The following is a 24,218-nucleotide window of genomic DNA, read 5'->3' as shown; positions in this document are numbered from 1 at the left end:
TTCTAGTCTCGATACGCTCGACGCGGAGAGCTCGACGCAGAGGTCTCTGCGCGGCGACCAGGAGGAGATCGGCAGATGGCACGCACCACGACCGTCGACCCGGCGCAGTTGCGGGCCGCGGTGCTGGCTGTGACCGACTGGCTGCACGACGAGACCGTACCGGCGCCGTCGCGGACCGAACTGGCGGCCGCGGTCCGGCTGTCGGCGCGAGCGTTGGCGCAGGACCTTCCGGGCAACGCCGTCGAGGTCCGGGTGCCGCCGTTCGTGGCGGTCCAGTGTCTGTCGGGGGTGCGGCATACCCGGGGCACACCGCCGAACGTGCTGGAGACCACCCCTCGGGAGTGGTTGCTGCTGGCGACCGGTTTGGCCGAATTGGAGGCCTCGATCGCGGCCCACCGCGTCAGTGCTTCGGGGCATCGGGCCGGCGACATCGCTGCAGCCCTGCCCATCGTTCGCGTCACATCTGGCGACTGAGCCTGTTCAACACCGGGTACGGGCACGTAAACTCGGCAGCGCGTACGCCCGTCCCCAGCCCACGAAATCGGAGCGTCCAGGTGACCGACCTTTCCACTTCAGAAACCGACCTTCCGGCGGCTGACGAAATCGAAAACGATCCCCGCGAGGAGTGCGGGGTCTTCGGCGTCTGGGCGCCTGGCGAGGACGTCGCCAAGATGACCTACTACGGCCTCTATGCGCTGCAGCATCGCGGTCAGGAGGCGGCCGGCATCTCCGTCGGCGACGGCGCCCAGGTGCTGGTGTTCAAGGACCTGGGCCTGGTCAGTCAGGTCTTCGACGAGCAGACGCTGGCCTCCATGCACGGGCACATCGCCATCGGTCACTGCCGCTACTCGACCACCGGGTCGACGTCGTGGGAGAACTCGCAGCCCATCTTCCGGCACACGCCCGCCGGGAACGGGGTGGCACTGGGGCATAACGGCAATCTGGTGAACACCGCTGAACTCGCGCAGCGAGCCCGGGAACTGGGGATCTACGGTAAGAACGAGACCGCGACGTCGGACTCGGACGTGATCGGAGCGCTGCTGGCGCACGCCGCCGCCGACAAGACGCTCGAGCAGGCGGCCCTGGAGTTGCTGCCGACGCTGCGCGGCGCCTTCTGTCTGACCTTCCAGGACGAGAATACGCTGTATGCCGCGCGCGATCCGTACGGTATCCGCCCGCTGTCACTGGGTCGCCTCGATCGCGGCTGGGTGGTCGCCTCGGAGACCGCGGCGCTGGACATCGTCGGTGCTTCCTTCGTCCGCGATATCGAACCGGGCGAGTTGCTCGCGATCGACGCCGACGGAGTGCGCAGCTCCCGCTTCGCCGAAGCCACCCCCAAGGGCTGCATCTTCGAATACGTCTACCTGGCCCGCCCCGACAGCGTCATCAACGGGCGCAGCGTCCATTCGGCGCGCGTGGACATCGGGCGCCGGCTGGCCCAGGAGGAGCCGGCGATCGGTGATCTGGTGATCCCGGTGCCCGAGTCGGGGACGCCGGCCGCCGTCGGCTACGCGCAGGAGTCGGGCATCCCCTACGGCCAGGGTCTGATGAAGAACGCCTATGTGGGGCGCACCTTCATCCAGCCGAGCCAGACGATCCGTCAGCTGGGTATCCGGCTCAAGCTCAATCCGCTCAAAGAAGTGATCCGCGGTAAGCGGCTGGTGGTGGTCGACGACTCGATCGTGCGCGGCAACACCCAGCGAGCACTGATCCGGATGCTCCGCGAAGCCGGTGCCGCCGAGGTGCATGTGCGCATCGCCTCGGCTCCGGTGCGCTGGCCGTGCTTCTACGGCATCGACTTCGCCTCTCCGGCCGAGCTCATCGCCAACGGGATGGAGTCGGAGGAGGCGATGGTCGAGGGCGTCCGGCAGGCCATCGACGCCGATTCTCTCGGGTACCTCAGTGTGGACGGAATGGTCGAGGCCTCCGGACAGCCCGCCGAATCACTGTGCAAGGCCTGTTTCGACGGCAACTATCCGATCCCGCTGCCCGAAGAGACGTCGATGGGCAAGGCGGTTCTGGAGACGATGATGAAGAGTTCCACCGTCGCCGATGGTGTGGACCCGCTCACCACAGCCAACGACAACGTCAGCGCGGTGATGCGGCCGTAGCCGTCTCCGGTAGCCTGAGCTGCGACTGATCCATCGACTCGACCAGGAGTGCTTCGACCATGAGCGACGGCGCCGCCAACCCCCTCGACAGCGGAGCCGGAGCGTCGTACGCGGCCGCCGGTGTGAACATCGACGCCGGTGAGCGGGCCGTTGAACTGTTCGCGCCGCACGCCAAGCGTGCGACCCGGCCCGAAGTGATGGGTGGCCTCGGCGGCTTCGCCGGGCTGTTCGCCCTCAAGGGCGACTACCGCGAGCCGGTGCTCGCCGCCTCCAGTGACGGGGTCGGCACCAAACTGGCCGTCGCCCAGGCGCTGGGGATCCACCACACCGTCGGCCGGGACCTGGTCGCGATGGTCGTCGACGATCTGGTGGTCTGCGGCGCCGAGCCGCTGTTTCTGCAGGACTACATCGCCATCGGCAAGGTGGTGCCGGAGATGGTCGCCGACATCGTGCGCGGCATCGCTGACGGCTGCTACGACGCCGGCTGCGCGCTGCTGGGCGGGGAGACCGCCGAACACCCCGGACTGATGGAAGACGGCCACTACGACATCTCGGCCACCGGAGTGGGCGTGGTGGAGGCCGACTCGATTCTGGGTCCCGATCGCGTCCGGCCCGGCGATGTGGTGATCGCCATGGGCAGTTCGGGGTTGCATTCCAACGGCTACTCCCTGGCCCGCAAGGTGCTCCTGGAGTGGGGTCGGATGGACCTGGAAGGCCACGTCGAGGAGTTCGGCCGCACCCTGGGCGAGGAACTGCTGGAACCGACCCGCATCTACGCCAAGGACTGCCTGGCGCTGGCCGCCGAGACCGAGGTGCGCACCTTTGCCCATGTCACCGGCGGCGGACTGGCGGAGAATCTGGGGCGCGTGCTGCCGGCCGGTCTGTCCGCGCAACTCGAGCGCGCGTCCTGGGCGCCTGCGCCGGTGTTCTCGATGATCGCCCAGCGCGGCCGCGTGGAGCGCGCCGAGATGGAGCGGACCTTCAATATGGGTGTGGGCATGGTGGCCATCGTGGCGCCGGAGGACACCGATCGCGCCCAGGCCATTCTGACCGCGCGGCACGTCGACAACTGGATCCTGGGCTCGGTGAACCGGGCAGAGGAGTCCGCAGCGCCGGGCAGCGCCGAACTGATCGGCGACTACCCGCGCTTCTGAGCCGGGTGCCCGGCCCGGGAGTTGAGCCAGACCAGCCCCGTGTACCGCGATCGCGGTACACGGGGTTTTTCCTGACAGGTCACGGCGCCGGAACCGGCCCAGTCCTGCCAGGGTGGTCAGCCCAGAAGAGTCGTGCGGCTGCAGCGTTCATCAGCGCTGAGGATGCTTGGGCCGAGACGAGGGGTCGTTGCGCGTCCGCGCACGTGCGACCCGAGGGCGACGGTCCGTGAACAGTCCCGACGACGCTGCCGTAGCGGTTTCCCGAAGTCGGACAGAGCGTCAGCGCCGGAGGATATCGGGTGCGGTGCAGCGCAGGAATGGGCGCTCGACCGGCCGATCATCCGGCGGTGAGGTGGGAGGCACCAGAGAACCCTGCACCCTCGATCGAGAAGTGCAGGGCTCTACGGGTGAGAGCGCGTCAGGCGCGCTGCCAGTCGTCCTGCGCCCAACCATCCTCATCGGACCAGTCGTCGGCAGGAGAGTGTGATTGACCGCGGGCGCCTGACAGCTCACGCTGCAGGCTATCGAGGTCTGTGTTCGGAGTGGCGTACTTGAGCTGACGAGCAACCTTCGTCTGCTTTGCTTTTGCCCGGCCACGGCCCATAGGGGACCCCCTCGCACAATGACGGGGCGGCCACGTGGTGGCGGCCCCGTTCTTCTCGTTATTTGTATTCCTGCGGAGCAGTCTACCCGGTTCGGAGCAAACGTGTGGACTCGTGGCCTCGCCGCGCGCGCCGAAGCACGCTGAACAGCGGTTTTCCCTAGTCGCGGCCGCGTAGACGGTTCACTGCGGCCCGTCCGGCGGGGACCGAATCGTCCGAGGTGTAGAAGTCGGCATCGATGCGGGCGGCAGTGCCCTCACCGTCGCCGACGGTCAGTTGCGCGTCGACGGGGACGGCCCGGCGCACCAGGGCCAGTGCGATGGGTCCGAGTTCGTGATGATCGATGACGGTGCCGATCCGGCCGACGGCGCGGCCGTCGAGGGTGACCGGGTCGCCGGTCGACGGACGATCACCGGCGCTGCCGTCCAGGTGCAGGAGCACCAGCCTGCGCGGTGGCCGGCCGAGATTGTGCACGCGGGCCACCGTCTCCTGACCGCGGTAGCAGCCCTTCTCCAGGTGGACCGCGCCGTATTCGGCGGGACCGCCGATCCAGTCGGCTTCGTGGGCGATGGTGCGCTCATCGGTGTCGATACCCAGGCGGGGACGCATGGCGGCCACGCGCAGGGCCTCCTGTGCCCAGACCCCGGCCTCGCCGGCACCGGCGGCCACGATCTCGGTCCACCACTGGGTCACCTCGGTGTCGGGGACCACCAGATCCACCACCGGGACGTCCCGGTCCTCCCCGGTCGGCGGCATGATCCGCCAGAACCCCAGCGGCTCGTCCTCGTGATGCTGCTCAGGCAGATCGCCGGCGTCGTACACCTGGGCTTCGGGATGGATCTCGAGCATCTCGGCCAGTCGGCCGGTACGGGCCTGCGGGCCGATCAGCGTCAGCACACGCATGTCCGGGCGGGCGGTGACGGTCACATCGGAACGGAAGACCATGCGCTCGAGGTATTGGCGCAGAGCGTCACCGCGGTCGTGCTCGGTGTCGACCCAGGTGACCAGGTCGACGTCGGTGAGGACGAAGTGGTCTTCGACGCGGCCGTTGCCGTCCAGCGACAGACTTTCGGCACTCTTCCGGTCGCCGAGCTCGGCGACGTCCTGGGACACGATGGTGTGCAGCCAGGTCAGTCGGTCGGGACCGGCCAGCTCGATCACCGCCCGATCGCTGCGGTCGACGATCACCGCCGAGCGCACAGCGGTGCGTTGTTCGCCCAGGGGGTCGCCGTAGTGCCAGGCGACACCGGGACTCAGATCGCCGTCCGGAGTGGGCACGGCGGTGGAGTGACGAAGCAGGATCGGAGACGGATCGACGGCCATGGCTTCGAGTCTACGAGTTCTGCCCCGACGAGTTCTGCCCCGACGAGTTCTGTCCCCAACGGTCGGTGGCCTAGTTTGATCGGTATGACCTCGGTGTTGGTGACCGGCGACGGACGACTGCATGATCCGGAGCAGCCGCTGCTGTACGCCGACGATCTGGCGGCGCGGCGCGGCGACGGCGTCTTCGAGACTCTGCTGGTGCGCGAGGGGCGGGCCCGCCTGGTGGAGCCGCACCTGCAGCGGTTGGTGGCCGGTGCGGCAGAACTGGATCTGCCCGTCCCCGATGTGCCGGCGCTGCGACGGGCGGTCGATGTCGCGGTCGGGGGGTGGGTCCGCGGTGCGGGCTGCCGCGGCCGTGAGGGCATGTTGCGGATCGTGTACTCGCGCGGACGGGAGAGTCGGCCCGGGGAGCCGACCTGCTATCTGACGGTCGACGATGTTCCCGAACGGGTCGCGGCCGCCCGCCGCGACGGGGTCAGCGCCGTCACTCTGGAATGGTCGCCGCCACCGCTGGCCCGGATCAAGTCACTGGCCTACGCCGGGCATGCTGCGGCCTCGCGGGAGGCGCTCGCACGGGGCGCTGACGACGCGATCCTCATCGGACCGGAGGGGGTGGTCTACGAGGGGCCGCGGTCCTCTGTCGTAATCGCTCGCGAGGGTGAACTTCTCACCCCGCCGCGGAGCCTGCCCATCCTGCCGGGCATCACCGCAGCAGCGCTGGGTGCGCGCGAGGCTTCCCTGAGTGTCGACGATCTACTGGCCGCCGATGGAGTGTGGCTGGTGTCCGCGGTGACGCTTGCCGCACGCGTACGCAGTCTGGACGGTGAGCGACTTGAGGGGTCGTCGGCTGTTGATGTCTTGGCCTTGCTGATGGAGGCGTAACTGCTTGCCGATCGTGTCCGGGGTAGCAGTCCCGGCCATGCTGCTGCAGCTATCGGTGTCGGCGTCTACTGCACCCGGGAGAGTCGCTGCCTGAGACACACCGGCCCCGGTTAGCGGGCCCGCCTGCAGGTTGTGCCTGCCCCCTGGTGGCCTCGTTGTCAGTGACGCGCTCTCGAAGTTGAAGGACCTCCTATCGGCGACCCTGGCGACATCGATCCATACCTTCGACGAGGTGCCGCTGGCTGGCGGCGGAGGCGTAGACATGGCGGCGCTGGTTCGTTCGGCGATCGCCTGATCGGCCGCCGAGGAGTGTGTCTTCAGCCACGAACTGCGCCTCTTGGTCCAGTACGGGCCGCTGACCAGGGCACAAGGGCCCGGTTTCGACTGGCTCGGGCACCGGCGGAGTCGTACGGTTACGGCACGCACTACGGAAAGTAGTAGTACAAGTGTGGGGGTAGCAGTTCCACCCTCACTGCGGCTGCTCGGGTCCGCAGGGTGCACCGATGTCGTGAGCGGCAGCCCCGCTCGCCGACCTGGCTGGAAGGAAGACCCGCGTGAACGTGGTCGACATATCGCGGTGGCAGTTCGGCATCACCACCGTGTATCACTTCATCCTGGTGCCGCTGACGATCGGCCTCGCGCCGATGATCGCGATCATGCAGACCGTCTGGTGGAAGACCGGTAACGAGGCGTGGCTGCGGGCCACCAAGTTCTTCGGGAAGCTGTTCCTGATCAACTTCGCCCTCGGCGTGGCCACCGGCATCGTCCAGGAGTTCCAGTTCGGCATGAACTGGAGTCAGTACAGCCGGTTCGTCGCCGACGTCTTCGGTGCACCATTGGCGCTGGAAGGCCTGCTCGCCTTCTTCCTGGAGTCGACCTTCCTGGGTCTGTGGTTCTTCGGCTGGCAGCGACTGAACAAAACGCTTCACCTGGCCACGATCTGGCTTGTGGCGATCGGTGTCACCGCCTCGGCGTACTTCATCATCGCCGCCAACTCGTTCATGCAGCATCCGGTCGGTGTGGAGTGGAGCGAGGAGCTGCAGCGCCCCCAGATGACCTCCATCGTCGAGGTGCTGACTAACAACACGACACTGCTGGCCTTCCCCCACGTGATCCTGGGTGCCTGGCTGACCGCGGCGACCGTGGTGGCGGTGGTCTGCCTGTACTGGATGGCCCGCAACAGCATCCGCGCCAAGAAGCTGGAGGCCGGTACCGCACCGGTCACCACCGCACCCAGCCAGCTCGGTGCCAGCGCCGAACAGCTGATGGACGACAACCGCAAGCTGTGGCGCCCGGTCGCCTTGTTCGCCCTGTGGATGACCATCGCCTCGGGTATCGGTCTGTTCATCACCGGTGACGCCCAGGCGCAGCTGATGTTCAAGCAGCAGCCGATGAAGATGGCCGCCGCCGAATCGCTGTGTGAGTCTGCGGATGGCGCCGGCTTCTCGGTGCTGAGTATCGGTACGCAGAACAACTGCGATCACATCAACCACATCATCGTCATCCCGAACATGCTCTCGTTCCTGGCCGATCACACCTTCGACAGTCGTGTGCAGGGTGTGGAGGAACTGCAGGCGCAGTACGAGCGGGACTTCGCCAAGGCACGCGAAGAGGGCCGGCTGGCGCGCACCGTCGCTGAGAGCTCCGCGTTCCCGGCCGGGCAGAACTTCGCCCCGAACTTGTTCGTCACCTACTGGAGCTTCCGCGCCATGATCACCTGGGCGCTGGGCTCGGTGATCGTCGCCTTCGGCGGCCTGTGGCTGCTGCGTAAGAAGCGGCCCGGCGGCGGACTGGTGGTGCCCCGCAAGTTCGCGGTGCTCGCCCTGTGGATGCTGCCGACGCCGTTCCTGGCGAACGCCTCGGGTTGGATCTTCACCGAGATGGGCCGTCAGCCGTGGGTCGTCGCCCCCAACTGGGCCAACCCCGACGAGGCCGATCCGTTCAAGATCAACATGCTGGTGCAGGACGGTGTCTCGTTCAACAGTTCCGGACTGGTCTGGACCTCGCTGATCATCTTCACGCTGCTCTACGCCGCACTGGGGGTGGCCTGGTTCCTGATCGAACGCCGCTACGTGCTCGAGGGCCCCGAGGCTCCTGCTGATCCGGACGCCGAAACCACCGACGACGACGAGAGCGACAAGCTCTCCTTCGCTTACTAGAGAAGGGTGAGCTGATATGAATCCCACTACTCTGCAGATCGTCTGGTTCGTCCTGATCGCAGTCCTGTTCACCGGGTACTTCGTGCTCGAGGGCTTCGACTTCGGTGTCGGCATGCTGCTGCCCTTCCTGGGCAAACGGTCCGAACCCGACGGTGACAAGCGTCGTCGTCTGATCATCAACACCATCGGTCCGGTCTGGGACGGGAACGAGGTGTGGCTGCTGACCGCCGGCGGTGCACTGTTCGCGGCCTTCGGCGGCTGGTACGCCACCATGTTCTCCGGTTTCTATCTGCCGCTGTTCCTGATCCTGCTGGCCCTGATCGTCCGGGTCGTCGCGATCGAATGGCGCGGCAAGATCAGCGACGTGAAGTGGCGTCGCTGGTGCGACGTCGGTATCGGTATCGGCTCGTGGGTGCCGGCCATCTTGTGGGGTGTGGCCTTCGCGAACATCGTGCGCGGTGTCCCGATCGAGTTCCGCGATCCGAACCACGTCTACACCGGCGGGTTCTGGAACCTGCTGAATCCGTACGCGATCGTCGGCGGTCTGACCACCCTGGTCGTGTTCCTGACCCACGGTGCGATCTTCATCGCTCTGAAGACCAAGGGCCAGATGCGCCAGGACGCGGTGAAGACCGCAGCGAGTCTGTCGCTGGCCATGCTGGTGATCGCCGGCACCTTCCTGGTGTGGACGCAGTTGGCCTACGGCAAGACCTGGACCTGGGCGATCGTGGCGATCGGCGCCGCGGCTGCGCTGGTGGTGGTCTATGCGACCAACAAGGAGAAGGAGGGCCTGGCCTTCCTGGGCACCGCGATCGCGATCGTCTCCACGGTGGTCCTGCTGTTCGGCAGCCTGTACCCGTACGTCATGCCGTCCACGCTGGGCTCCGATCAGGGGCTGACGATCGTCAACAGCTCCTCCAGCGAGTACACCCTGATGGTGATGACCTGGGCGGCTGGCCTGATCACGCCGATCGTGGTGATGTACCAGGCATGGAGTTACTGGGTCTTCCGCAAGCGGCTGTCGATCGAGGACGTGCCGGACACCCCGGCCGGGCTCTCGCTGACGGACCCGGATTCGGTGCAGACCGGCAAGTGACTCGTGGCTGAGGATCCGGCGGAGGGGTACGACGACCAGCGCAGGCCCCCGCTGGATCCTCGGCTGCTGAAGTATTCGCCGTCGGCGCGCTGGTACGTGATCTTCACGGCGGTGTTCCAGGCCGCGACGGTGGTGGCCACGGTGGTCGCCGCCTTCGCCCTGGCCGGGCTGCTGGCGGAGCTGATCACTGATCCGGAACGACGCAGTCTGGCCGCACAGTCACTGCATCTGTGGGTGCTGGTGGCGGCGATGGCGGTGCGTGTGGCCCTGGGCTACCTGGCCGGACGGTATGCGCACCGGGCCGCCTACGCCACCATCGGCGAGCTGCGGCTGCGGGCAGTGGATCGGCTCAGCGATCCGCAACACACCGGTCCGCGGGAACTGCTCACCGTGCGCGAACGGGCGCTGACAGTACTGCTGCGTGGGCTCGACAGCCTGGTCGACTATTTCGCAGGCTATCTGCCGGCGCTGCTGGCGACGGCCATCATCACCCCCGTCGTGGTGGTGGTGATCGCCATGGTGGATCTGACCTCGGCGATCATCGTCATCTGCACGCTGCCGCTGATCCCGGTATTCATGGTCCTGATCGGGTTGATGACCCGGGACCGCACCGAGCGCAAACTCGAGGCGATGAGCGATCAGACCGCTCAGCTGATGGATCTGATCACCGGGCTGCCGACCCTGCGGGCACTGGGGCGCGCACAGGGACCGGCCCAGCGGGTGCAGAACCTGGGCCAGAAACTGCGCAAGACCACGATGTCGGCGCTGCGCGTGGCCTTCCTGTCCGGGACCGCCCTGGAGCTGATCGCCACCTTGAGTGTGGCGCTGGTGGCGGTCAGTATCGGCCTGCGGCTGGTGCACGGGGAGATGACCCTCTACGCCGGTGTGCTCGCCCTGATCCTGGCGCCCGAGGCGTATCTGCCGCTGCGTGCGGTCGGCGCCCAGTTCCACAACTCCGAAGACGGGATGACCGCCGCACGGGAGGTGCTGGCGTTCATCGAAAGCGACGACCAGACCCAGGGCGGCCGTCCGGAGCACGGCGACGGTGTGGACGTCGACCTCGCGGGAACGGAGATCGTTCTTGCGGAGGTGGGTGTGCGCGGCCGCGACGGATGGGCACCGCGCGCGGTCACCGCGACCCTGCGCCCCGGCCGGGTTACCGTCCTGACCGGACCCAACGGCAGCGGAAAGTCATCGGTGATCTCCGTCGTCCTGGGGCTGTTGCGGCCCGACGCCGGCACGGTGAGCGTGGCGGGCGCGGATCTGAATCGAGTGAATCTCGATCGCTATCGGTCGCAGATCGCCTGGCTGCCCCAGCATCCGGTGGTGCTGCCGGGGACGGTGCGCGAGAACCTGGAGCTGTTCGGCGCCCCCGAACCGGACCTGCTGGAACAGGCCTGCCACGCAACCGGATTCGCGCAGGTGCTGGCCGAGATGCCGCGAGGTATGGAGACGGTCCTGGGCGCCGGTGGCGCGGGTCTGTCGGCGGGGCAACGCCAGCGGCTGGCGCTCACGCGGGTGCTGGCCTCGGCCGCGCCGCTGCTGCTGCTGGACGAACCCACCGCCCACCTGGACGCCGACAGCGAAGACAGTGTGCTCGCGGCCATCGCCGCCCGCGCCGACGCCGGGGCGACCGTGGTGATGGTGGCACACCATCCGGTGGCGGTCGGCGGTGGCGATGCGGTGATCGAATTGGCGGCGGGCACCGGGGCCGAACCGCGGGACGAGACCGTCCCCGAGGCAGGGGAGGCCGTCGATGTCCGGTGACCCGATGATCCGGGCCCTGCGTTTCTTCGGCGTGGGGACGCGGCCGCTGGTGGTTTCGGTGCTGTTCGGTGCGGCCGGCGCGTTGTCGGCGCTGGGACTGGCGGCGCTGTCGGCCTGGCTGATCACCCGGGCCTGGCAGATGCCGCCGGTGCTCTACCTGGCGGTGGCGGTCACCTCGGTGCGCGCCCTGGGTATCTCGCGGGCGCTGTTCCGCTATCTGGAGCGGCTGGCCACGCACGATACGGCGTTCAACACGATGGCCAATGCCCGCACCCGGATCTACCGGTCCCTGGCCGACGGCTCGCCGGCGTACTCGGTGGGGCTGCGGCAGTCGCAGCTGCTGGCGCGCACCGCCGATGACGTTGATGACATCGGCAGCGCGATGATCCGCGGCCTGATCCCGATGGCGGTCGGTGCGGTCACCAGCATCGCGGCCGTAGCGATCATGGCGGTGGTGTCACCGCTGGCCGCTGTCGTGCTGGCGATCGCCCTGCTGGTCAGCGGGGTCCTGGCGCCGTGGCTGGCCGCACACGGCTCATCGTTGGTGCTCGACCGCAGCGCCCGGGCCCGCGAGGAGGTCGCCGAGGAGACGTCCGCGCTGCTGTGGCACGGACCGGAACTGGTGGTCGCCGGCCGGCGACAGACGGTCCTGGGCGACCTGCAGGCCGCCGACGACCGGGTGACCAAGACCGCGGACGCCGGTGCGGCCTGGCAGGTGTCGGCGGCCTCGGCGACACCGCTGGCACTCGGGGTGAGCGTGGTGGCCGCCGCGCTGATCGCCGTCGACCTGGCCTCGGGCCTGTCCGGCTCGCTGATGGACGTCTCCTCCCTGGACACCCGGTTCACCCCGATGCTGTTCGGTGTGCTGGTGCTGCTGCCCCTGTCGTCGTTCGAGATGACCGGATCGTTGACCGAGGCGGGGATCGCCTGGCAGGCCGGCCGGCAGGCGGCGCGCCGGGTCCTGGGACTGGTCGACGACGCCGGGGCGACGGTCTCGCGCCCCGATCCGGTGATCGATCCGGCACCGACCGCCCTGGCGGCCCGCGGACTGCAGTGGGGCTGGGACCGCCGGCTCGGCCCCGCGGACGGACTGGACCTGCTGCTGGAACCGGGTGAGCGGCTGGTGGTGGTGGGACGCAGCGGTTGCGGGAAGTCGACGCTGCTGATGACGCTCGCCGGTCTGCTGGCACCGCTGGACGGGGAGATCACCGCCCGCCACCGCGACGGCCACGCCGTGGATCTGGAGGCCGCGACCTGCTATTTCGCCGAGGAAGCACACATCTTCTCGACCTCGGTGCGAGAGAATCTGCTGGTGGCGTGCGGGGCCGCGACCGACGGCCAGATCATGGCCGCCCTCGACGGGGTCGGCCTGAGTCCCTGGGTGGCCGGGCTGCCCGAGGGGCTGGACACCGATCTGCACGGCGGCGGCGCGGCACTGTCGGGCGGGCAGCGCCGGCGGCTGCTGCTGGCGCGCGCCCTGCTGCATCCGGCACCGATCGTGCTGCTCGACGAACCCGCCGAACACCTGGACATCGAGGATGCCCGGGTGATCCTGGAACGGATCTGTTCGCGCGGCCAGACGGCGCTGTTCGGTCCGGACCGGATCGTGGTGCTGGTGACCCATCAGCATGCGGTCGCCGCCGGGGCGGCCGGAGCCCGTCTACTGAGTCTGGGAGAAGACGCCGGCTGAACAGCCGGCAGACCGGGCCGGGGGAGGCTCAGCCGATGACGCGGCGGAGCTTGGCAGACAGCCGCGGGGTCAGATCACCCTCGGCATCCAGGCGCTCCTCGACGTAGGCCAGATCCCCGTCGGGGACCAGACCGTACAGGCGCTTGGCCGCGCCGGTGTGTGCACCGGTCTCGGTCCGGATGGTGACGTCGGTGGTCAGATTCCACGACGTCTGATTGAGGGGGCGGCCGTAGTACAGCTCGATGGAGCCTTCGGCGTGGGTGAGCAGCAGCTCGATGGTGTCGTCCTCGCTGATCCGCCAGAAGCCGGACTCGCGCAGATCCGGGCGGAGGTATCCGCCGTCCTCGTCGGTCACCCACGACCGCGACTGCCAGGACAGATAGTTGCCGCCGTCATGGGAGACGATGATCTGCTGGCCGAAGGTGTAATCCTCGCCGGAGACCGGGTTGTGCCCTTCGCCGTCCCCTTCCCAGACGCCGACCAGCGGCAGCAGGCCGAGCAGTCCCGGGTGCAGATCGGGGCCGAGCCGCAGATTCGCGGTGTCGACGGGCAGCGGAAGATCGCCGACCGTCGGGACGTTCTTGTCCGCGGTCTCGGCAGCACGCTGCTCGGCGTCGGCGATGGCCTCGTTGCCCGAGCGAGTCATGACTCGTCGTTGACCAGACGGTAGATGATGTAGAGGGCGCACCACACGATCAGCAGCGAGGCGAGCCCCAGCAGAACCTCAAAGAAGATGACCACGGCTCGATGATACCCCCTGCCGGTGTCGATTCATGCTCCGGTCAGCACTGTTATGGCCTATCCCACTCACCGCGGTTCGTCGCGGTCCGGGCCCCCGGATGCACCGGACCCCGCCTGCCGAACGGCAGCCGGGGTCCAGGCTGGGGGATCGCCGGCACCCAGGCGGGGTGTCGGCGGGTGTATCACTGTGCGACGGTCACGTCCTGTCCGTGGATGCCGGGGCCCTCCGGCGCGACGGTCGCGGTGCCGTTGCCCTGCGAGCTCAGTGCCCGCAGCGTCCAGGTTCCCGGGGCGGCGAAGAATCGGAAGTCGCCGGTCGCCGAGGCCACGACCTCGGCGGTGAACTCGCCGGACTGGTCGAGCAGCCGGACGAAGGCGCCGGGGACCGGGGTGCCGGCGGCGTCGACCACCTGTCCGGTCAGCACGGTCTCCTTCTCGACGTCGACGCCGGCCGGAATGGTCTGCCCCTGCTTGGGTGCTGCACACATGGTTGTAGTTCCTCTCAGATCACGGGAGATTCAGATCGCGGGGATCAGATCTCGACGGGGACACCGACCAGGGAGCCGTATTCGACCCAGCTGCCGTCGTAGTTCTTGACGTTCTTCTTGCCCAGCAGTTCCTGCAGCACGAACCAGGTGTGGCTCGAGCGCTCGCCGATACGGCAGTAGGCGATGGTCTCCTTGGCGTCGTCGAAGCCCTTCTCGATGTAGAGGGCGTTGAGGGCGTCGTCGCTCTTGAAGGTGCCGTCCTCGTTCGCGGTGGCCGACCACGGGATGTTGATCGCACCGGGGACGTGGCCGCGCTGCTGCGCCTGCTCCTGCGGCAGGTGCGCCGGAGCGGAGATCTTGCCGCTGAACTCGTCGGGGCTGCGCACGTCGACCAGATTCTTGAGGCCGATCGACTCGACCACCTCGTCGCGGAAGGCGCGGATCGAGGTATCGGCCGGGGCGGCGACGTAGGTGGTGGCCTCGCGGGTGACGGTGTCCGAGTTCAGCGGGCGGCCGTCGAGCTCCCACTTCTTGCGGCCGCCGTCGAGCAGGCGCACGTCCTTGTGGCCGTAGATCTTGAAGTACCAGTAGGCGTAGGCGGCGAACCAGTTGTTGTTGCCGCCGTAGAGCACGACGATGTCGTCGTTGCCGATGCCACGCTGCGACAGCAGTGCCGCGAAGCCGTCGGCGTCCAGGAAGTCCCGGCGCACCGGATCCTGCAGATCCTTGCGCCAGTCCAGGCGCACCGCACCGGGAATGTGGTTCAGGTCGTAGATCGAGGTGTCCTCGTCGACCTCGACGAAGACCACCTCGGGGTTGTCCAGATTCTGTTCAGCCCAGTCGGCGCTGACCAGCACATCGGTGCGTGCCATGTGGCGTTCCTTTCGGTTCTGTCGTCCCGCCGCTGCCGCCGGGAACTTCACTGAGCCGAACGTACCGCCGGAGCGTCAGTAGTCCCGCGCCTCGACGGTGCCGCCCGAACGCTCACCGAGCAGAATCAGATCGCTGCCGCGGGACAATGCGCTGGTCACGGGTACTCCCCAGGCGAGAGGCAGATCCGGCAGCGTCGCCGAGAAGAGTTTAAGTACGTGTGAGCGAAACTCCGCGGGCACCGGGTCGGCGAAGTGCTCTTCGGGACCGGTGTAGAAGTCGGTCGCCTCGATCACCACCCGTCCGTCGACGACGGCGACACGTGCGCTCACACTCACCTTCGCCTTGGGGTAGGAGTACTCCGATGCCGACGGCGGGTACTTGCCGTCGCGGGCCGGTGAGCCGGGGAACGGGACGGTGCCGCTGAGCAGGATGCCTTCGGTCCGCTCCAGCAGCCCATCGCCGGGTCCGCCGCCACCGACCTTGTCCACGGGGGCCGGGGTGTTGATGTACAGGTCGACGATGCCCATCAGCCGGCCCAGATTGACCGAGTTGATCCGGGTCTCGGCGGTGAGCCGCTCGAATGCCAGCGGGGTGGAGCCGGTCAGGTCCCAGACATCCCCCAGGCGGGCATCGTGCAGGCGGGCGTCGACATCGGCGCTGCAGGCACCCCGGTCCGCGCAGCCGCCGATCGGGACGCCGCGCGCACTGATGTGCACCAGACCGAACTCGCCGGAACCGGCGGCCGGCAGGAACGGGAAGGCGGTGAGCATCACCTCGGGCTCGTAGACCACCGCCGGTGATTCCAGCACCGCCCGGGCCAGCCGATGCTCGGCGCGCGAGGCGATGACCAGATCGGCCAGGAACGCCGCCGCCAGCACGATCGCCACCGCGACAGCCGACCAGGCGAGCCCGCGACGCAGCCGCGCGGCACCGGAGATTCGGGATGGAGTCGACATTGCCGCTATTCTGTCATTCGAGTTCTTGGTGCTGCGACCAGCGTCGATCGACAGCCCACATATGAGCCACCTCGAGATGGGAGTGGTAGTGGATCTGTTGCTGTTGACCGATGAGTCCACCGCGGACGCGGTGCTGAGCTCCCTGTCCCTGTTACCGCACCGGGTGCGGATCGCCCCGGCCGAAACCTCCTCGCTGGTCGACGTCGGCGATGCCGATGCGGTCCTGGTCGATGCCCGCCGGGACCTGGCCGGCGCCCGTGCTCTGTGCCGACTGCTGCAGACCGGCGGTTCGCGGGTCGGTGCGGTGCTGACCGAAGGCGGCCTGGTGGCGCTGACCGCGGACTGGGGGATCGACGACTTCCTGCTGCCACAGATCGGGCCGGCCGAACTGGATGCGCGGCTGCGGCTGCTGATGGCACGTAGCCAGGGCGCAGACCCGGCCGACGACCGGGTGACGCTGGGCGAGCTGGTGATCGACGAGGCCACCTACACCGTGCGGCTGCGGGGCCGGCCGATCGATCTGACCTACAAGGAGTTCGAGCTGCTGAAATACCTCGCGCAGAATGCCGGCCGGGTGTTCACCCGGGCGCAACTGCTGCACGAGGTGTGGGGCTACGACTTCTTCGGCGGCACCCGCACCGTCGACGTCCATGTACGCCGCCTGCGCGCGAAGCTGGGCAGCGAACACGAGTCGCTGATCGGTACGGTCCGCAATGTGGGGTACAAGGCGGTCCGCCCACCGCGGCCCCGGGACGGCGCGGAGCCGGTGGCACCGGCGCGGTCCGGCAGCGGCCAGACCCCCGATCCCGCTGCCGCGCACGCGGGGACCGCTACCGTGAAGGCGTGACCGATACCGCTGTACCTCGCATCGTCCACGGACCCCTCGAACCGGCCGACGCCGAGTCGATCGGCGCGCTGATCGCCGCCGCCGAAGCCGCCGACGGGGTCGCCCCGCTGTCCGAGCAGTTCCGGCTGGCGCTGACCGCCCCCGACTCGCGGCATGTGCTCACCGGCCACGGCTATGCCGGTGTCGTCGTCTCACCGGCCGGTGGTGCGGCGATCGAGGCCGTGGTGGATCCGGCCCACCGCGGCGCCGGCGAGGGTTCCCGGCTGCTGGCGGCGGCCCTGGCCGAAGGGCGGCAGGCCGGTGACGGTGCGCCGCAGGTCTGGGCGCACGGGGATCTGGACGCGGCGACCGAGCTGGCGGCGGCACTGGGTCTGACCAAGGTCCGGGAGTTGTTGCAGCTGCGCCGGCCGCTGGTCCGGACCCCCGGACAGCGGGCCGGGCTGCCGCCGTTGCCCCGACGGTCGGACATCGTGGTGCGCACCTATGCCGGACCGGCCGACGATCCCGAGATTCTGCGGGTGAACAACGCCGCCTTCCACTGGCATCCGGAACAGGGCGGCTGGTCGGCCCGGCAGATGGCCGATCGGACCGGCGCGGACTGGTTCGATCCGGCCGGGCTGTTCCTGGCCTTCGACGCCGACGACTCCGAACGACTGCTGGGCTTTCACTGGACCAAGGTGCATCCGGCGGGGGAGAAGGGCCCAGCGCCGCTGGGCGAGGTCTACGTGGTGGGCGTGGATCCGCAGGCCCAGGGCCGTGGACTCGGGTCGCTGCTGACCCTGGCCGGACTCCACTATCTGGCCGACCGCGGTCTGGGCGAGGTGGAGCTGTACGTCGAGGGCGACAACAGTGCGGCACTGGCCACTTACCGCCGGCTCGGCTTCGAGCAGTACGCGATCGATGTGGCCTACCGCTAACAAGAGGGGCCGACCGGTAGTCGGGGCCAACCGGTAGTCGGACAGAGTTCGCTTTCCGGTCACATTGCCGCCGCCTCGGCTCCACCAGGCGTGGATAACTTCGCGGCATGTCTCCGTTATCCCCGCACTCGTCCTCCCCGTCTCCGTCGTCCTCGTATGCGTCGTCCCCGTCCGGCGTCTCTGCCCCCGGCCGCCGGCTGATCGGCGTCCGCTCGGTTTCCGCGCTCTCGGCCGCCCTGGCCGCCGGGCTGCTGCTGACCGCCTGCGGCTCCGGTTCCGGTCCGGTGATCACCGGTGAGGGCTCCACGGCTCAGCAGAAGGCGATGACGCACTTCGCCGATGTGCTCACCGACGACGGCGGCGCCGTCCTGGACTACACCGGTTCGGGTTCGGGCGCCGGGATCAAGAAGTTCCTGTCCGGCGATGTGGACTTCGCCGGCACCGACTCACCACTGTCGGCGCAGGAGGCGACCGCTGCCACCGAACGCTGCAACGGCAACCCGGCCTGGCACCTGCCCCTGGTGGTGGGTCCGGTGGCCATCGCCTACCACCTGCCCGGCGTCAGCGACCTGACCCTGAACGCACCGGTCCTGGCGAAGATCTTCGATTCCAAGATCGACCGGTGGAATGATCCCGAGATCGCCGCCCTCAACCCGGGGGTCACGCTGCCGGACACCCCGGTCGTGCCGGTACACCGCTCGGATTCGTCGGGGACCACCGACAACTTCACCCGCTATCTGCGCGGTGCGGCGCCGGCACAGTGGCCGTATCAGCCGAGTAAGGAGTGGGCGGGCGCCGGCGGCTCCGGGGCGGCCAAGTCGACCGGTGTCGGCGATACCGTCAAGAAGACCCCCGGCGCGGTGACCTACGTCGAGTGGGGCTTCGCCACCGAGAACCAGCTGGGGGTGGCCCGCCTGGACTTCGGCGCCGGGCCCACCGAATTGACCGCGCGTTCGGCGGCTGCCGCCCTGGAGAACATCACCTTCGCCGAGCCGGGCAGCAAGGACCTCGTTGTCGATACCGATGCGCTGTACGCGCAGACCGAGAAGGGTGCCTACCCGCTGCTGCTGACGCCGTACTCGGTGGTGTGCTCGGCCGGCTACACCGAGGCCGGTCTGGCCGAGGCGATGAAGTCGTCGTTCACCACCATCCTGGACCGCGGACAGGACGGGCTGACCGAGCTCGGCTTCGTACCCCTGCCGCAGGGCTATGCGCAGACTCTGCGCGGCACGATCGACGCGCTGTGACCGCCCCGGCGCCGACCCAGCTGATGACCTCACCGACGGCCCGCGACCACGCCGGGCCTGCACAGGACCGGCCACCGGAGGAGCGCCCACGCTCACCGCGCGGCCTGGCCACGGTCTCCCGTTTCGGCGACCGGATGATGGCGACGCTGGCCACCGGCTCGGGTCTGCTGGTCACCGCCGCCATCGGCCTGATCGCCCTGTTTCTGCTGATTCAGGCGATCCCGGCGCTGACGAAGAACACCGAGAACTTCTTCACCTACACCGGAACCTGGGTGGTGTCGGGACCGGATCTGAAATTCGGTATCCCGGCGCAGTTCTACGCCACGGTGGTGGTCTCGGTGATCGCACTGCTCATCGCCATGCCGGTGGCGCTGGGGATCGCGCTGTTCGTCACCGAATACGCGCCACCGCGTCTGGCCCGGCCGATCACTTACCTGGTCGACCTGCTGGCGGCGGTGCCGTCGATCGTCTACGGCCTGTGGGGGATTCTGGTGCTGGGGCCGGCGCTGGTGGGCGTCAACCGCTGGCTGGTGGATGATCTGGGCTGGCTGCCGTTCTTCCAGCCGCCACAGAATGCGGCGAACATGTCCACCGGCGGCACCCTGCTCACCGCGGGCATCGTGCTGGCGGTGATGATTCTGCCGGTGATCACCGCCGTCACCCGCGAGGTCTTCGCTAAGACTCCGCCGGCGCAGCGGGAGGCCGCGCTGGCGCTGGGCGCCACTCGCTGGGAGGTGGTGCGCACCGCGGTGCTGCCGTTTGGTTTCTCCGGCTACCTCAGCGGTTCGATGCTGGGGCTGGGCCGCGCCCTGGGCGAGACGATGGCGCTGCTGCTGATCATCTCGACCGTCGGACCGATCGACTTCAACCTGATGGAGAGCGGACAGACCTTCGCGACGGTGATCGCGAACAACGCCGCCGAATTCGACAGCCCGGCCAAGACCGGCGCCTACATCTCGGCCGGTCTGGTGCTCTTCATCCTCACCTTCATCGTCAACGCCGCCGCGCGTTCGGTGATCACCCGAAGGGGAACCTGATATGACGACGATGACGAGGCCGGCCGGGCCGGTCCTGCGCACCGCCTCGCCGCGCCGCCGGATCGTGGATGCGGCCGTCCGCATCGCGGTGGTCGCGGCGGTGGTGCTGGCGGTGCTGCCGCTGGGCTGGCTGGTGTGGACGCTGGTGTCCCGGGGGATCGGCCCGATCCTCGATCCGGGATGGTGGACCGCGTCCGAGCGGTACGGCGGAGCCGCCAACGCCATCGTCGGCACCCTGATCCAGACCCTGCTGGCCAGCGTGGTGTCGGTGCCGCTGGGCATCGCGGTGGCGGTCTTCCTGGTCGAATACGCCGACCGCCGCTCCCGGCTGGTGCGGATCACCACCTTCATGGTGGACGTGCTGGCCGGGGTGCCCTCGATCGTGGCGGCGCTGTTCGTCTTCGCCGTCTGGCGGACCACGCTGGATCTGCCGCGATCGGGTTTCGCCGTGGCGCTGGCACTGGTGCTGCTGATGGTGCCGCTGGTGGTGCGTTCGACCGAAGAGATGCTCAAGATTGTGCCGAACGAGCTGCGGGAAGCCTCCTATGCGCTCGGTGTTCCCAAGTGGAAGACGATTCTGCAGGTGGTGCTGCCGACCGCGATGGGCGGCATCATCACCGGCGTCATGCTGTCGATCGCCCGCGTGATGGGCGAGTCGGCTCCGGTGCTGATCCTGGTGGGATCGACCCGGGCGATGAACATCAATCCGTTCGACGGCAATCAGCAGTCGCTGCCGCTGATGATGCTGCAGAACTACAACGCGGGCCCCTCCGGCTACGACCTGGTCTGGGGTGCCGCTCTCACGCTCGTCATCGTGGTGGCGATCGTCTATCTGGCCGCGCGGTTGCTGGCGCGGCGCTCCCGAATCAAGACCGAAAGAGGCTGATCGTGGCCAAGAGCCTGACCCTGTCCGACCTGAACATCTACTACGGCGACTTCCACGCGGTCAAGGACGTCTCCCTGACGATTCCACCGCAGACGGTGACCGCGTTCATCGGCCCGTCCGGGTGTGGGAAGTCGACGGTACTGCGCACACTCAACCGGATGCACGAGGTGACACCGGGGGCCCGGTCGACCGGCACCGTGCTGCTGGACGATCTGGACCTGTACGGCAAGGGCGTCGATCCGGTCGGTGTGCGCACCACCGTCGGCATGGTTTTTCAGCGCCCGAATCCGTTTCCGACGATGTCGATCCGCGACAACGTGGTGGCCGGGCTGAAACTGGCCGGGGTGCGCGATAAGGCCCGGCTGGACGAGGTCGCCGAGACCAGCCTGCGTGGAGCGAACCTGTGGGACGAGGTGAAGGACCGGCTGAACAAGCCCGGCGGCGCCCTCTCCGGCGGCCAGCAGCAGCGCCTGTGCATCGCCCGCGCCATCGCGGTGGCCCCGCAGGTCCTGCTCATGGACGAGCCGTGTTCGGCGCTGGACCCGATCTCCACGCTGGCGATCGAGGACTTGATGACCGAGCTGAAGCAGCAGTACACGATTGTCATCGTCACCCACAACATGCAGCAGGCGGCCCGGGTGAGCGACCAGACGGCGTTTTTCAACCTGGCCGCGACCGGTCAGCCGGGCGAACTGGTGGAGGTCGGACCGACGGCGGAGATCTTCGCCAACCCGACCTGCACGCAGACCGAGGACTACATCTCGGGCCGCTTCGGCTAGCGGCCCGCAGGGCGAAGGCGAAGGCCTCGACGGATCACCGTCGAGGCCTTCTGCATCGGTAGGCCGGTCGGGGACCGGGCCGGGATCAGCCGGCTTCTTTGAGCTGTTCGGGGGTCTTGCCGGTGGCCTGGAAGACCACGCGGCGGGCGATGGAGACCGCGTGGTCGGCGTAGCGCTCGTAGTAGCGGCCCAGCAGCGTCACATCGACGGCCGAGGCGACACCGTGCTCCCAGTCCCGGTCCATCATGACGGTGAACAGATGCCGGTGAAGATCGTCCATCGCATCGTCGTCTTCCATCAGAGACAGGGCATCCTCGTAGTCCTGGCTCTCGAGTACCTGGTGGGCGTTGCGCGCCAGTTCCACCGCCAGCCGGCCCATCTCGACGAAGTAGCCGGCCACCTCCTCGGGCAGGACGCGGGACGGATGGCGGCGGCGGGCGACCTTGGCCACGTGCAGCGCCAGGGCGCCCATCCGGTCGATCTCGGAGACCAGCTGAAAACCGCCGACGACGCTGCGCAGGTCACCGGCGACCGGAGCCTGCAGCGCCAGCAGCTCGAAGGCCAGCTCCTCGGCCTCGGCGGACCGTTCGGCGAGCTGATCGTGGTCGGTGATCACCTGTTCGGCGAGCTCGAGGTCGGCTTCCAGGAGAGCCTGGGTGGCCCGTTCCATCTCGGCGCCGACGGTGTCACACATCTCGCCGAGCAGGGCGTTCAACGCGTCCATCTGCTCTCGATAGGCATCCCGCATGCGCACTATGCTACGTCCGCCGGCCCGGTATCGACCGACCAGCGGGTGACGGCCGCGTGAACAGCTCAGGAGCAGGTGGTGTCGCCGGCGTTGGTCACCGACAGATCGTTGGGCAGGTCGCTGTTGGTGTTGGCCAGCGGCAGTTGCCCGACGGTGACGGTGCTACCGGGGGCCGGCGGCGAGGCGACCGTCGAGACGCCCTGGAACTGGGAGCCGAGGATCACTTCCACGCCCGCCTTGACCGTGCGGTCCTCCTGGATGCGCGCACCGGGGAACATCTTGGCGATGGTGGCCGCGCTGTCCTTCTCGCCGGATCCGTAGCGCACGACGGTGTCCTCGCGTCGTTTGGAGGCGTCGGCGACGCCAGGCACGTTGATGCCCTCGGCGATCAGCCGGTTCATCACTGCGGTGGCCGCACCGGGTTCCCCGGAACCGTTCAGGACACGCACGGTGATGTTGCCCGGGTACTGGGCGGTGGCATCGGTCTGACCGGCGGTGGCGGTCTTGGTGGTGCGTGCGGCACTGCCGGGGGTGCCGCTGGGCTTGGCGGCGGGCTGTTCCTTCTTCTCGCCCGGCAGCGGTTTGTCGTCGATGATCGCATCGAAGATCGCGTCGATGTCCTCGGTGCGCGGGATCTCGTTGTTCTCCCCGTCCATCGAGGTGCCGCTGGTCGGGATCGTCAGGAAGGTGACCCGGCCGGCGTCCACACCCTCCATGGAGTTGGCCAGCTCGATCAGCGAGTCGGTGTCGACGCCGTCGACCGTCGAGTACTCGATGAACGTGCTGACGATGCGGTTCAGTTTCGACGGATTCGACAGCACATCGCTGGACAGCGTCGAACGCAGCAGCGAAGACATGAACAGCTGCTGACGTTTGATGCGCCCGTAGTCGCCGTTGCCCTCCACCGAGATGTTGCGGGCGCGCACATAGTTCAGGGCGCGCTTGCCGGTCAGCTTCTTGGTGCCCGGACGGCGCAGGATGTAGCCGAGCTCGTAGTCGTACAGCGGGACGGTGGAGCAGACGTTGACCCCGCCGATCGCATTGACGACCTTCTCGAAGCCCTCGAAGTCCATGGCGATGAAGTGATTGATGTTCAGGCCGCTCATCTGGGTGAGCGTTCTGACCATGCACGACGGCCCGCCTGCGGCGTAGACACCGTTGAGTTTGACGCCGACGGCCGGATACAGATCTTCCCCGTATTCCCCGGTCTCGGCATCCCATTGCTGGCACTCGGGCCGGTCCACCTGCAGGTCACGCGGCCACGACACCGCGACCACCCGGCTGCGGTCGGCGGGGATGTTCACCAGCAGGATGGTGTCGGCGCGGGCACCCTCGATGGTGTCGGCGTCCCCGCCGCCGATCTTGGCGTTCTTGCCGGCCCGGCTGTCGGTCCCGACGATCAGATACGTCTCATCGCCGAACTGGGCACCCTTGTTGCGGATGTTGGGATCGTTGGTGTCGATGGCCGCGGTGGTGTTCCAGCTGCCGTCCCAGCCGCGCTTGGTGTTCCACATGTAGCCGGTGCCGACGAGCACCAGCGTGCACGAGAGCGCGAGCAGCACCCGACCGGTGTATCGGGCCACGGTGGCGCGCTGCCGGGAGTGCTCGAGTGCCGGACGGCGGCGGGCGGCGCGCACCTTCTCAAAGGCGGCGGTGAGATTGGGAGTCGGTTCCAGGGGGCGACGACGCCGGCGCAGCAGGCCGCTGCGGCTCTCGCCGGAAGCCTCATCGGATACGGCCGGGTCCGCCGGGGCGGACTCGGCGGCAGCAGGTTCGGCCGGGCTCGCCTGACCGCGCGATTCCAGCGTCGCGCGCCGCTGCGTGGCGCTCTCGGACAGGTCCACCGGCGCAGCGGGTTCGACGACCGGGGGCAAGGCCTGAGTGACCTCGCCGGTGGCAGCGGGCTGACTGTCGC

Annotated in this window: 22 protein-coding genes; 14 read left to right on the top strand and 8 right to left on the bottom strand. The window is 68.4% G+C overall.

What is annotated here, in order from left to right; translation table 11 throughout:
• Positions 1 to 75 precede the first annotated feature (75 nt).
• The 3 genes from GOHSU_RS10770 to purM all read left to right on the top strand — a co-directional run bounded on the left by GOHSU_RS10770 (position 76) and on the right by purM (position 3,265).
• Positions 76 to 474: a sterol carrier family protein gene (locus GOHSU_RS10770; protein ID WP_005941156.1), complete on the top strand. Its 399-nt coding sequence runs from the start codon at positions 76 to 78 to the stop codon at positions 472 to 474.
• Between the two features lie 80 nt (positions 475 to 554).
• Positions 555 to 2,111, top strand: coding sequence for an amidophosphoribosyltransferase (gene purF, locus GOHSU_RS10765; protein ID WP_005941154.1), 1,557 nt, complete (start codon positions 555 to 557; stop codon positions 2,109 to 2,111).
• Positions 2,112 to 2,170: 59 nt separating this feature from the next.
• Entirely contained in the window at positions 2,171 to 3,265 is a 1,095-nt protein-coding gene (gene purM, locus GOHSU_RS10760) for a phosphoribosylformylglycinamidine cyclo-ligase (RefSeq protein WP_005941151.1), read from the top strand.
• A 418-nt stretch (positions 3,266 to 3,683) separates the two neighbouring features.
• Here purM and GOHSU_RS16605 read toward each other — a convergent pair whose 3' ends face one another.
• Together GOHSU_RS16605 and ygfZ are read right to left on the bottom strand one after the other, a co-directional pair.
• Positions 3,684 to 3,869 (bottom strand): DUF3073 domain-containing protein, encoded by a 186-nt coding sequence (locus tag GOHSU_RS16605; protein ID WP_005941148.1) that lies wholly within the window; start codon positions 3,867 to 3,869, stop codon positions 3,684 to 3,686.
• A gap of 157 nt (positions 3,870 to 4,026) precedes the next feature.
• Complete coding sequence (ygfZ, locus tag GOHSU_RS10755) at positions 4,027 to 5,190, bottom strand: CAF17-like 4Fe-4S cluster assembly/insertion protein YgfZ (RefSeq protein WP_005941146.1); 1,164 nt, start codon at positions 5,188 to 5,190, stop codon at positions 4,027 to 4,029.
• 75 nt (positions 5,191 to 5,265) lie between these two features.
• Between ygfZ and GOHSU_RS10750 the strand changes: the two genes are divergently transcribed.
• The 5 genes from GOHSU_RS10750 (at position 5,266) to cydC (ending at position 12,784) form a co-directional block, all read left to right on the top strand.
• Complete coding sequence (locus GOHSU_RS10750) at positions 5,266 to 6,072, top strand: aminotransferase class IV (RefSeq protein ID WP_005941142.1); 807 nt, start codon at positions 5,266 to 5,268, stop codon at positions 6,070 to 6,072.
• Positions 6,073 to 6,626: 554 nt separating this feature from the next.
• The gene (locus tag GOHSU_RS10745; RefSeq protein ID WP_005941140.1) at positions 6,627 to 8,231 is read left to right on the top strand and encodes a cytochrome ubiquinol oxidase subunit I; all 1,605 of its coding nucleotides are present in this window, start codon (positions 6,627 to 6,629) and stop codon (positions 8,229 to 8,231) included.
• Between the two features lie 16 nt (positions 8,232 to 8,247).
• Positions 8,248 to 9,327, top strand: coding sequence for a cytochrome d ubiquinol oxidase subunit II (gene cydB / locus GOHSU_RS10740; RefSeq protein WP_005941136.1), 1,080 nt, complete (start codon positions 8,248 to 8,250; stop codon positions 9,325 to 9,327).
• Between the two features lie 3 nt (positions 9,328 to 9,330).
• Complete coding sequence (gene cydD, locus GOHSU_RS10735; RefSeq protein ID WP_005941133.1) at positions 9,331 to 11,094, top strand: thiol reductant ABC exporter subunit CydD; 1,764 nt, start codon at positions 9,331 to 9,333, stop codon at positions 11,092 to 11,094.
• Positions 11,084 to 12,784 (top strand): thiol reductant ABC exporter subunit CydC, encoded by a 1,701-nt coding sequence (cydC, locus tag GOHSU_RS10730; RefSeq protein ID WP_005941129.1) that lies wholly within the window; start codon positions 11,084 to 11,086, stop codon positions 12,782 to 12,784. The genes cydD and cydC overlap by 11 nt, the downstream gene beginning before the upstream one ends.
• A 28-nt stretch (positions 12,785 to 12,812) precedes the next feature.
• On the opposite strand, the gene GOHSU_RS10725 is transcribed toward cydC, so the two are convergent.
• From GOHSU_RS10725 to GOHSU_RS10705, 4 genes are all read right to left on the bottom strand, one after another.
• Positions 12,813 to 13,430, bottom strand: a complete 618-nt coding sequence (locus tag GOHSU_RS10725) for a heme-binding beta-barrel domain-containing protein (protein WP_005941127.1) — start codon at positions 13,428 to 13,430, stop codon at positions 12,813 to 12,815.
• A 277-nt stretch (positions 13,431 to 13,707) separates the two neighbouring features.
• Positions 13,708 to 14,013, bottom strand: a complete 306-nt coding sequence (locus GOHSU_RS10715) for a DUF1416 domain-containing protein (protein ID WP_005941124.1) — start codon at positions 14,011 to 14,013, stop codon at positions 13,708 to 13,710.
• A gap of 44 nt (positions 14,014 to 14,057) precedes the next feature.
• Positions 14,058 to 14,885: a sulfurtransferase gene (locus GOHSU_RS10710; protein WP_005941121.1), complete on the bottom strand. Its 828-nt coding sequence runs from the start codon at positions 14,883 to 14,885 to the stop codon at positions 14,058 to 14,060.
• Positions 14,886 to 14,960: 75 nt separating this feature from the next.
• The gene (locus GOHSU_RS10705; protein ID WP_005941117.1) at positions 14,961 to 15,842 is read right to left on the bottom strand and encodes an LmeA family phospholipid-binding protein; all 882 of its coding nucleotides are present in this window, start codon (positions 15,840 to 15,842) and stop codon (positions 14,961 to 14,963) included.
• A gap of 88 nt (positions 15,843 to 15,930) precedes the next feature.
• Between GOHSU_RS10705 and GOHSU_RS10700 the strand changes: the two genes are divergently transcribed.
• The 6 genes from GOHSU_RS10700 (at position 15,931) to pstB (ending at position 21,555) form a co-directional block, all read left to right on the top strand.
• Positions 15,931 to 16,689, top strand: coding sequence for a winged helix-turn-helix transcriptional regulator (locus GOHSU_RS10700; RefSeq protein WP_024332918.1), 759 nt, complete (start codon positions 15,931 to 15,933; stop codon positions 16,687 to 16,689).
• The gene (gene mshD, locus GOHSU_RS10695; protein WP_005941111.1) at positions 16,686 to 17,606 is read left to right on the top strand and encodes a mycothiol synthase; all 921 of its coding nucleotides are present in this window, start codon (positions 16,686 to 16,688) and stop codon (positions 17,604 to 17,606) included. The genes GOHSU_RS10700 and mshD overlap by 4 nt, the downstream gene beginning before the upstream one ends.
• A gap of 200 nt (positions 17,607 to 17,806) precedes the next feature.
• Entirely contained in the window at positions 17,807 to 18,853 is a 1,047-nt protein-coding gene (gene pstS / locus GOHSU_RS10690; protein ID WP_024332917.1) for a phosphate ABC transporter substrate-binding protein PstS, read from the top strand.
• A 23-nt stretch (positions 18,854 to 18,876) separates the two neighbouring features.
• Positions 18,877 to 19,890 (top strand): phosphate ABC transporter permease subunit PstC, encoded by a 1,014-nt coding sequence (gene pstC, locus GOHSU_RS10685; RefSeq protein ID WP_029760085.1) that lies wholly within the window; start codon positions 18,877 to 18,879, stop codon positions 19,888 to 19,890.
• A 1-nt stretch (position 19,891) separates the two neighbouring features.
• Positions 19,892 to 20,776 (top strand): phosphate ABC transporter permease PstA, encoded by an 885-nt coding sequence (pstA, locus tag GOHSU_RS10680; RefSeq protein WP_024332916.1) that lies wholly within the window; start codon positions 19,892 to 19,894, stop codon positions 20,774 to 20,776.
• Between the two features lie 2 nt (positions 20,777 to 20,778).
• Positions 20,779 to 21,555 (top strand): phosphate ABC transporter ATP-binding protein PstB, encoded by a 777-nt coding sequence (pstB, locus tag GOHSU_RS10675; protein ID WP_005941102.1) that lies wholly within the window; start codon positions 20,779 to 20,781, stop codon positions 21,553 to 21,555.
• Positions 21,556 to 21,640: 85 nt separating this feature from the next.
• Here pstB and phoU read toward each other — a convergent pair whose 3' ends face one another.
• Together phoU and GOHSU_RS10665 are read right to left on the bottom strand one after the other, a co-directional pair.
• A complete protein-coding gene (gene phoU / locus GOHSU_RS10670; RefSeq protein WP_024332915.1) occupies positions 21,641 to 22,303 on the bottom strand; it encodes a phosphate signaling complex protein PhoU in 663 nt (220 codons plus the stop codon).
• A 65-nt stretch (positions 22,304 to 22,368) separates the two neighbouring features.
• Positions 22,369 to 24,218: LCP family protein (locus tag GOHSU_RS10665; RefSeq protein ID WP_005941098.1), on the bottom strand; the 1,850-nt coding region annotated here is incomplete at its 5' end.

Source organism: Gordonia hirsuta DSM 44140 = NBRC 16056, assembly GCF_000333015.1.
Taxonomy (GTDB): Bacteria; Actinomycetota; Actinomycetes; order Mycobacteriales; family Mycobacteriaceae; genus Gordonia; species Gordonia hirsuta.
Note: the sequence above shows the minus strand (reverse complement) of the source record. Positions and strands in the feature narration are given on the sequence as shown.

What these genes read in the sequence shown, in the direction of transcription:
- GOHSU_RS10770 (WP_005941156.1), top strand. Translation starts at nt 76, where the DNA reads ATGGCACGCACCACGACCGTCGACCCGGCGCAGTTGCGGGCCGCGGTG.
- cydC (WP_005941129.1), top strand. Translation starts at nt 11,084, where the DNA reads ATGTCCGGTGACCCGATGATCCGGGCCCTGCGTTTCTTCGGCGTGGGG.
- pstA (WP_024332916.1), top strand. Translation starts at nt 19,892, where the DNA reads ATGACGACGATGACGAGGCCGGCCGGGCCGGTCCTGCGCACCGCCTCG.
- GOHSU_RS10705 (WP_005941117.1), bottom strand. Translation starts at nt 15,842, where the DNA reads ATGTCGACTCCATCCCGAATCTCCGGTGCCGCGCGGCTGCGTCGCGGG.
- cydB (WP_005941136.1), top strand. Translation starts at nt 8,248, where the DNA reads ATGAATCCCACTACTCTGCAGATCGTCTGGTTCGTCCTGATCGCAGTC.
- GOHSU_RS10715 (WP_005941124.1), bottom strand. Translation starts at nt 14,013, where the DNA reads ATGTGTGCAGCACCCAAGCAGGGGCAGACCATTCCGGCCGGCGTCGAC.
- phoU (WP_024332915.1), bottom strand. Translation starts at nt 22,303, where the DNA reads ATGCGGGATGCCTATCGAGAGCAGATGGACGCGTTGAACGCCCTGCTC.
- pstC (WP_029760085.1), top strand. Translation starts at nt 18,877, where the DNA reads ATGACCTCACCGACGGCCCGCGACCACGCCGGGCCTGCACAGGACCGG.
- GOHSU_RS10725 (WP_005941127.1), bottom strand. Translation starts at nt 13,430, where the DNA reads ATGACTCGCTCGGGCAACGAGGCCATCGCCGACGCCGAGCAGCGTGCT.
- purM (WP_005941151.1), top strand. Translation starts at nt 2,171, where the DNA reads ATGAGCGACGGCGCCGCCAACCCCCTCGACAGCGGAGCCGGAGCGTCG.
- GOHSU_RS10710 (WP_005941121.1), bottom strand. Translation starts at nt 14,885, where the DNA reads ATGGCACGCACCGATGTGCTGGTCAGCGCCGACTGGGCTGAACAGAAT.
- ygfZ (WP_005941146.1), bottom strand. Translation starts at nt 5,190, where the DNA reads ATGGCCGTCGATCCGTCTCCGATCCTGCTTCGTCACTCCACCGCCGTG.
- GOHSU_RS16605 (WP_005941148.1), bottom strand. Translation starts at nt 3,869, where the DNA reads ATGGGCCGTGGCCGGGCAAAAGCAAAGCAGACGAAGGTTGCTCGTCAG.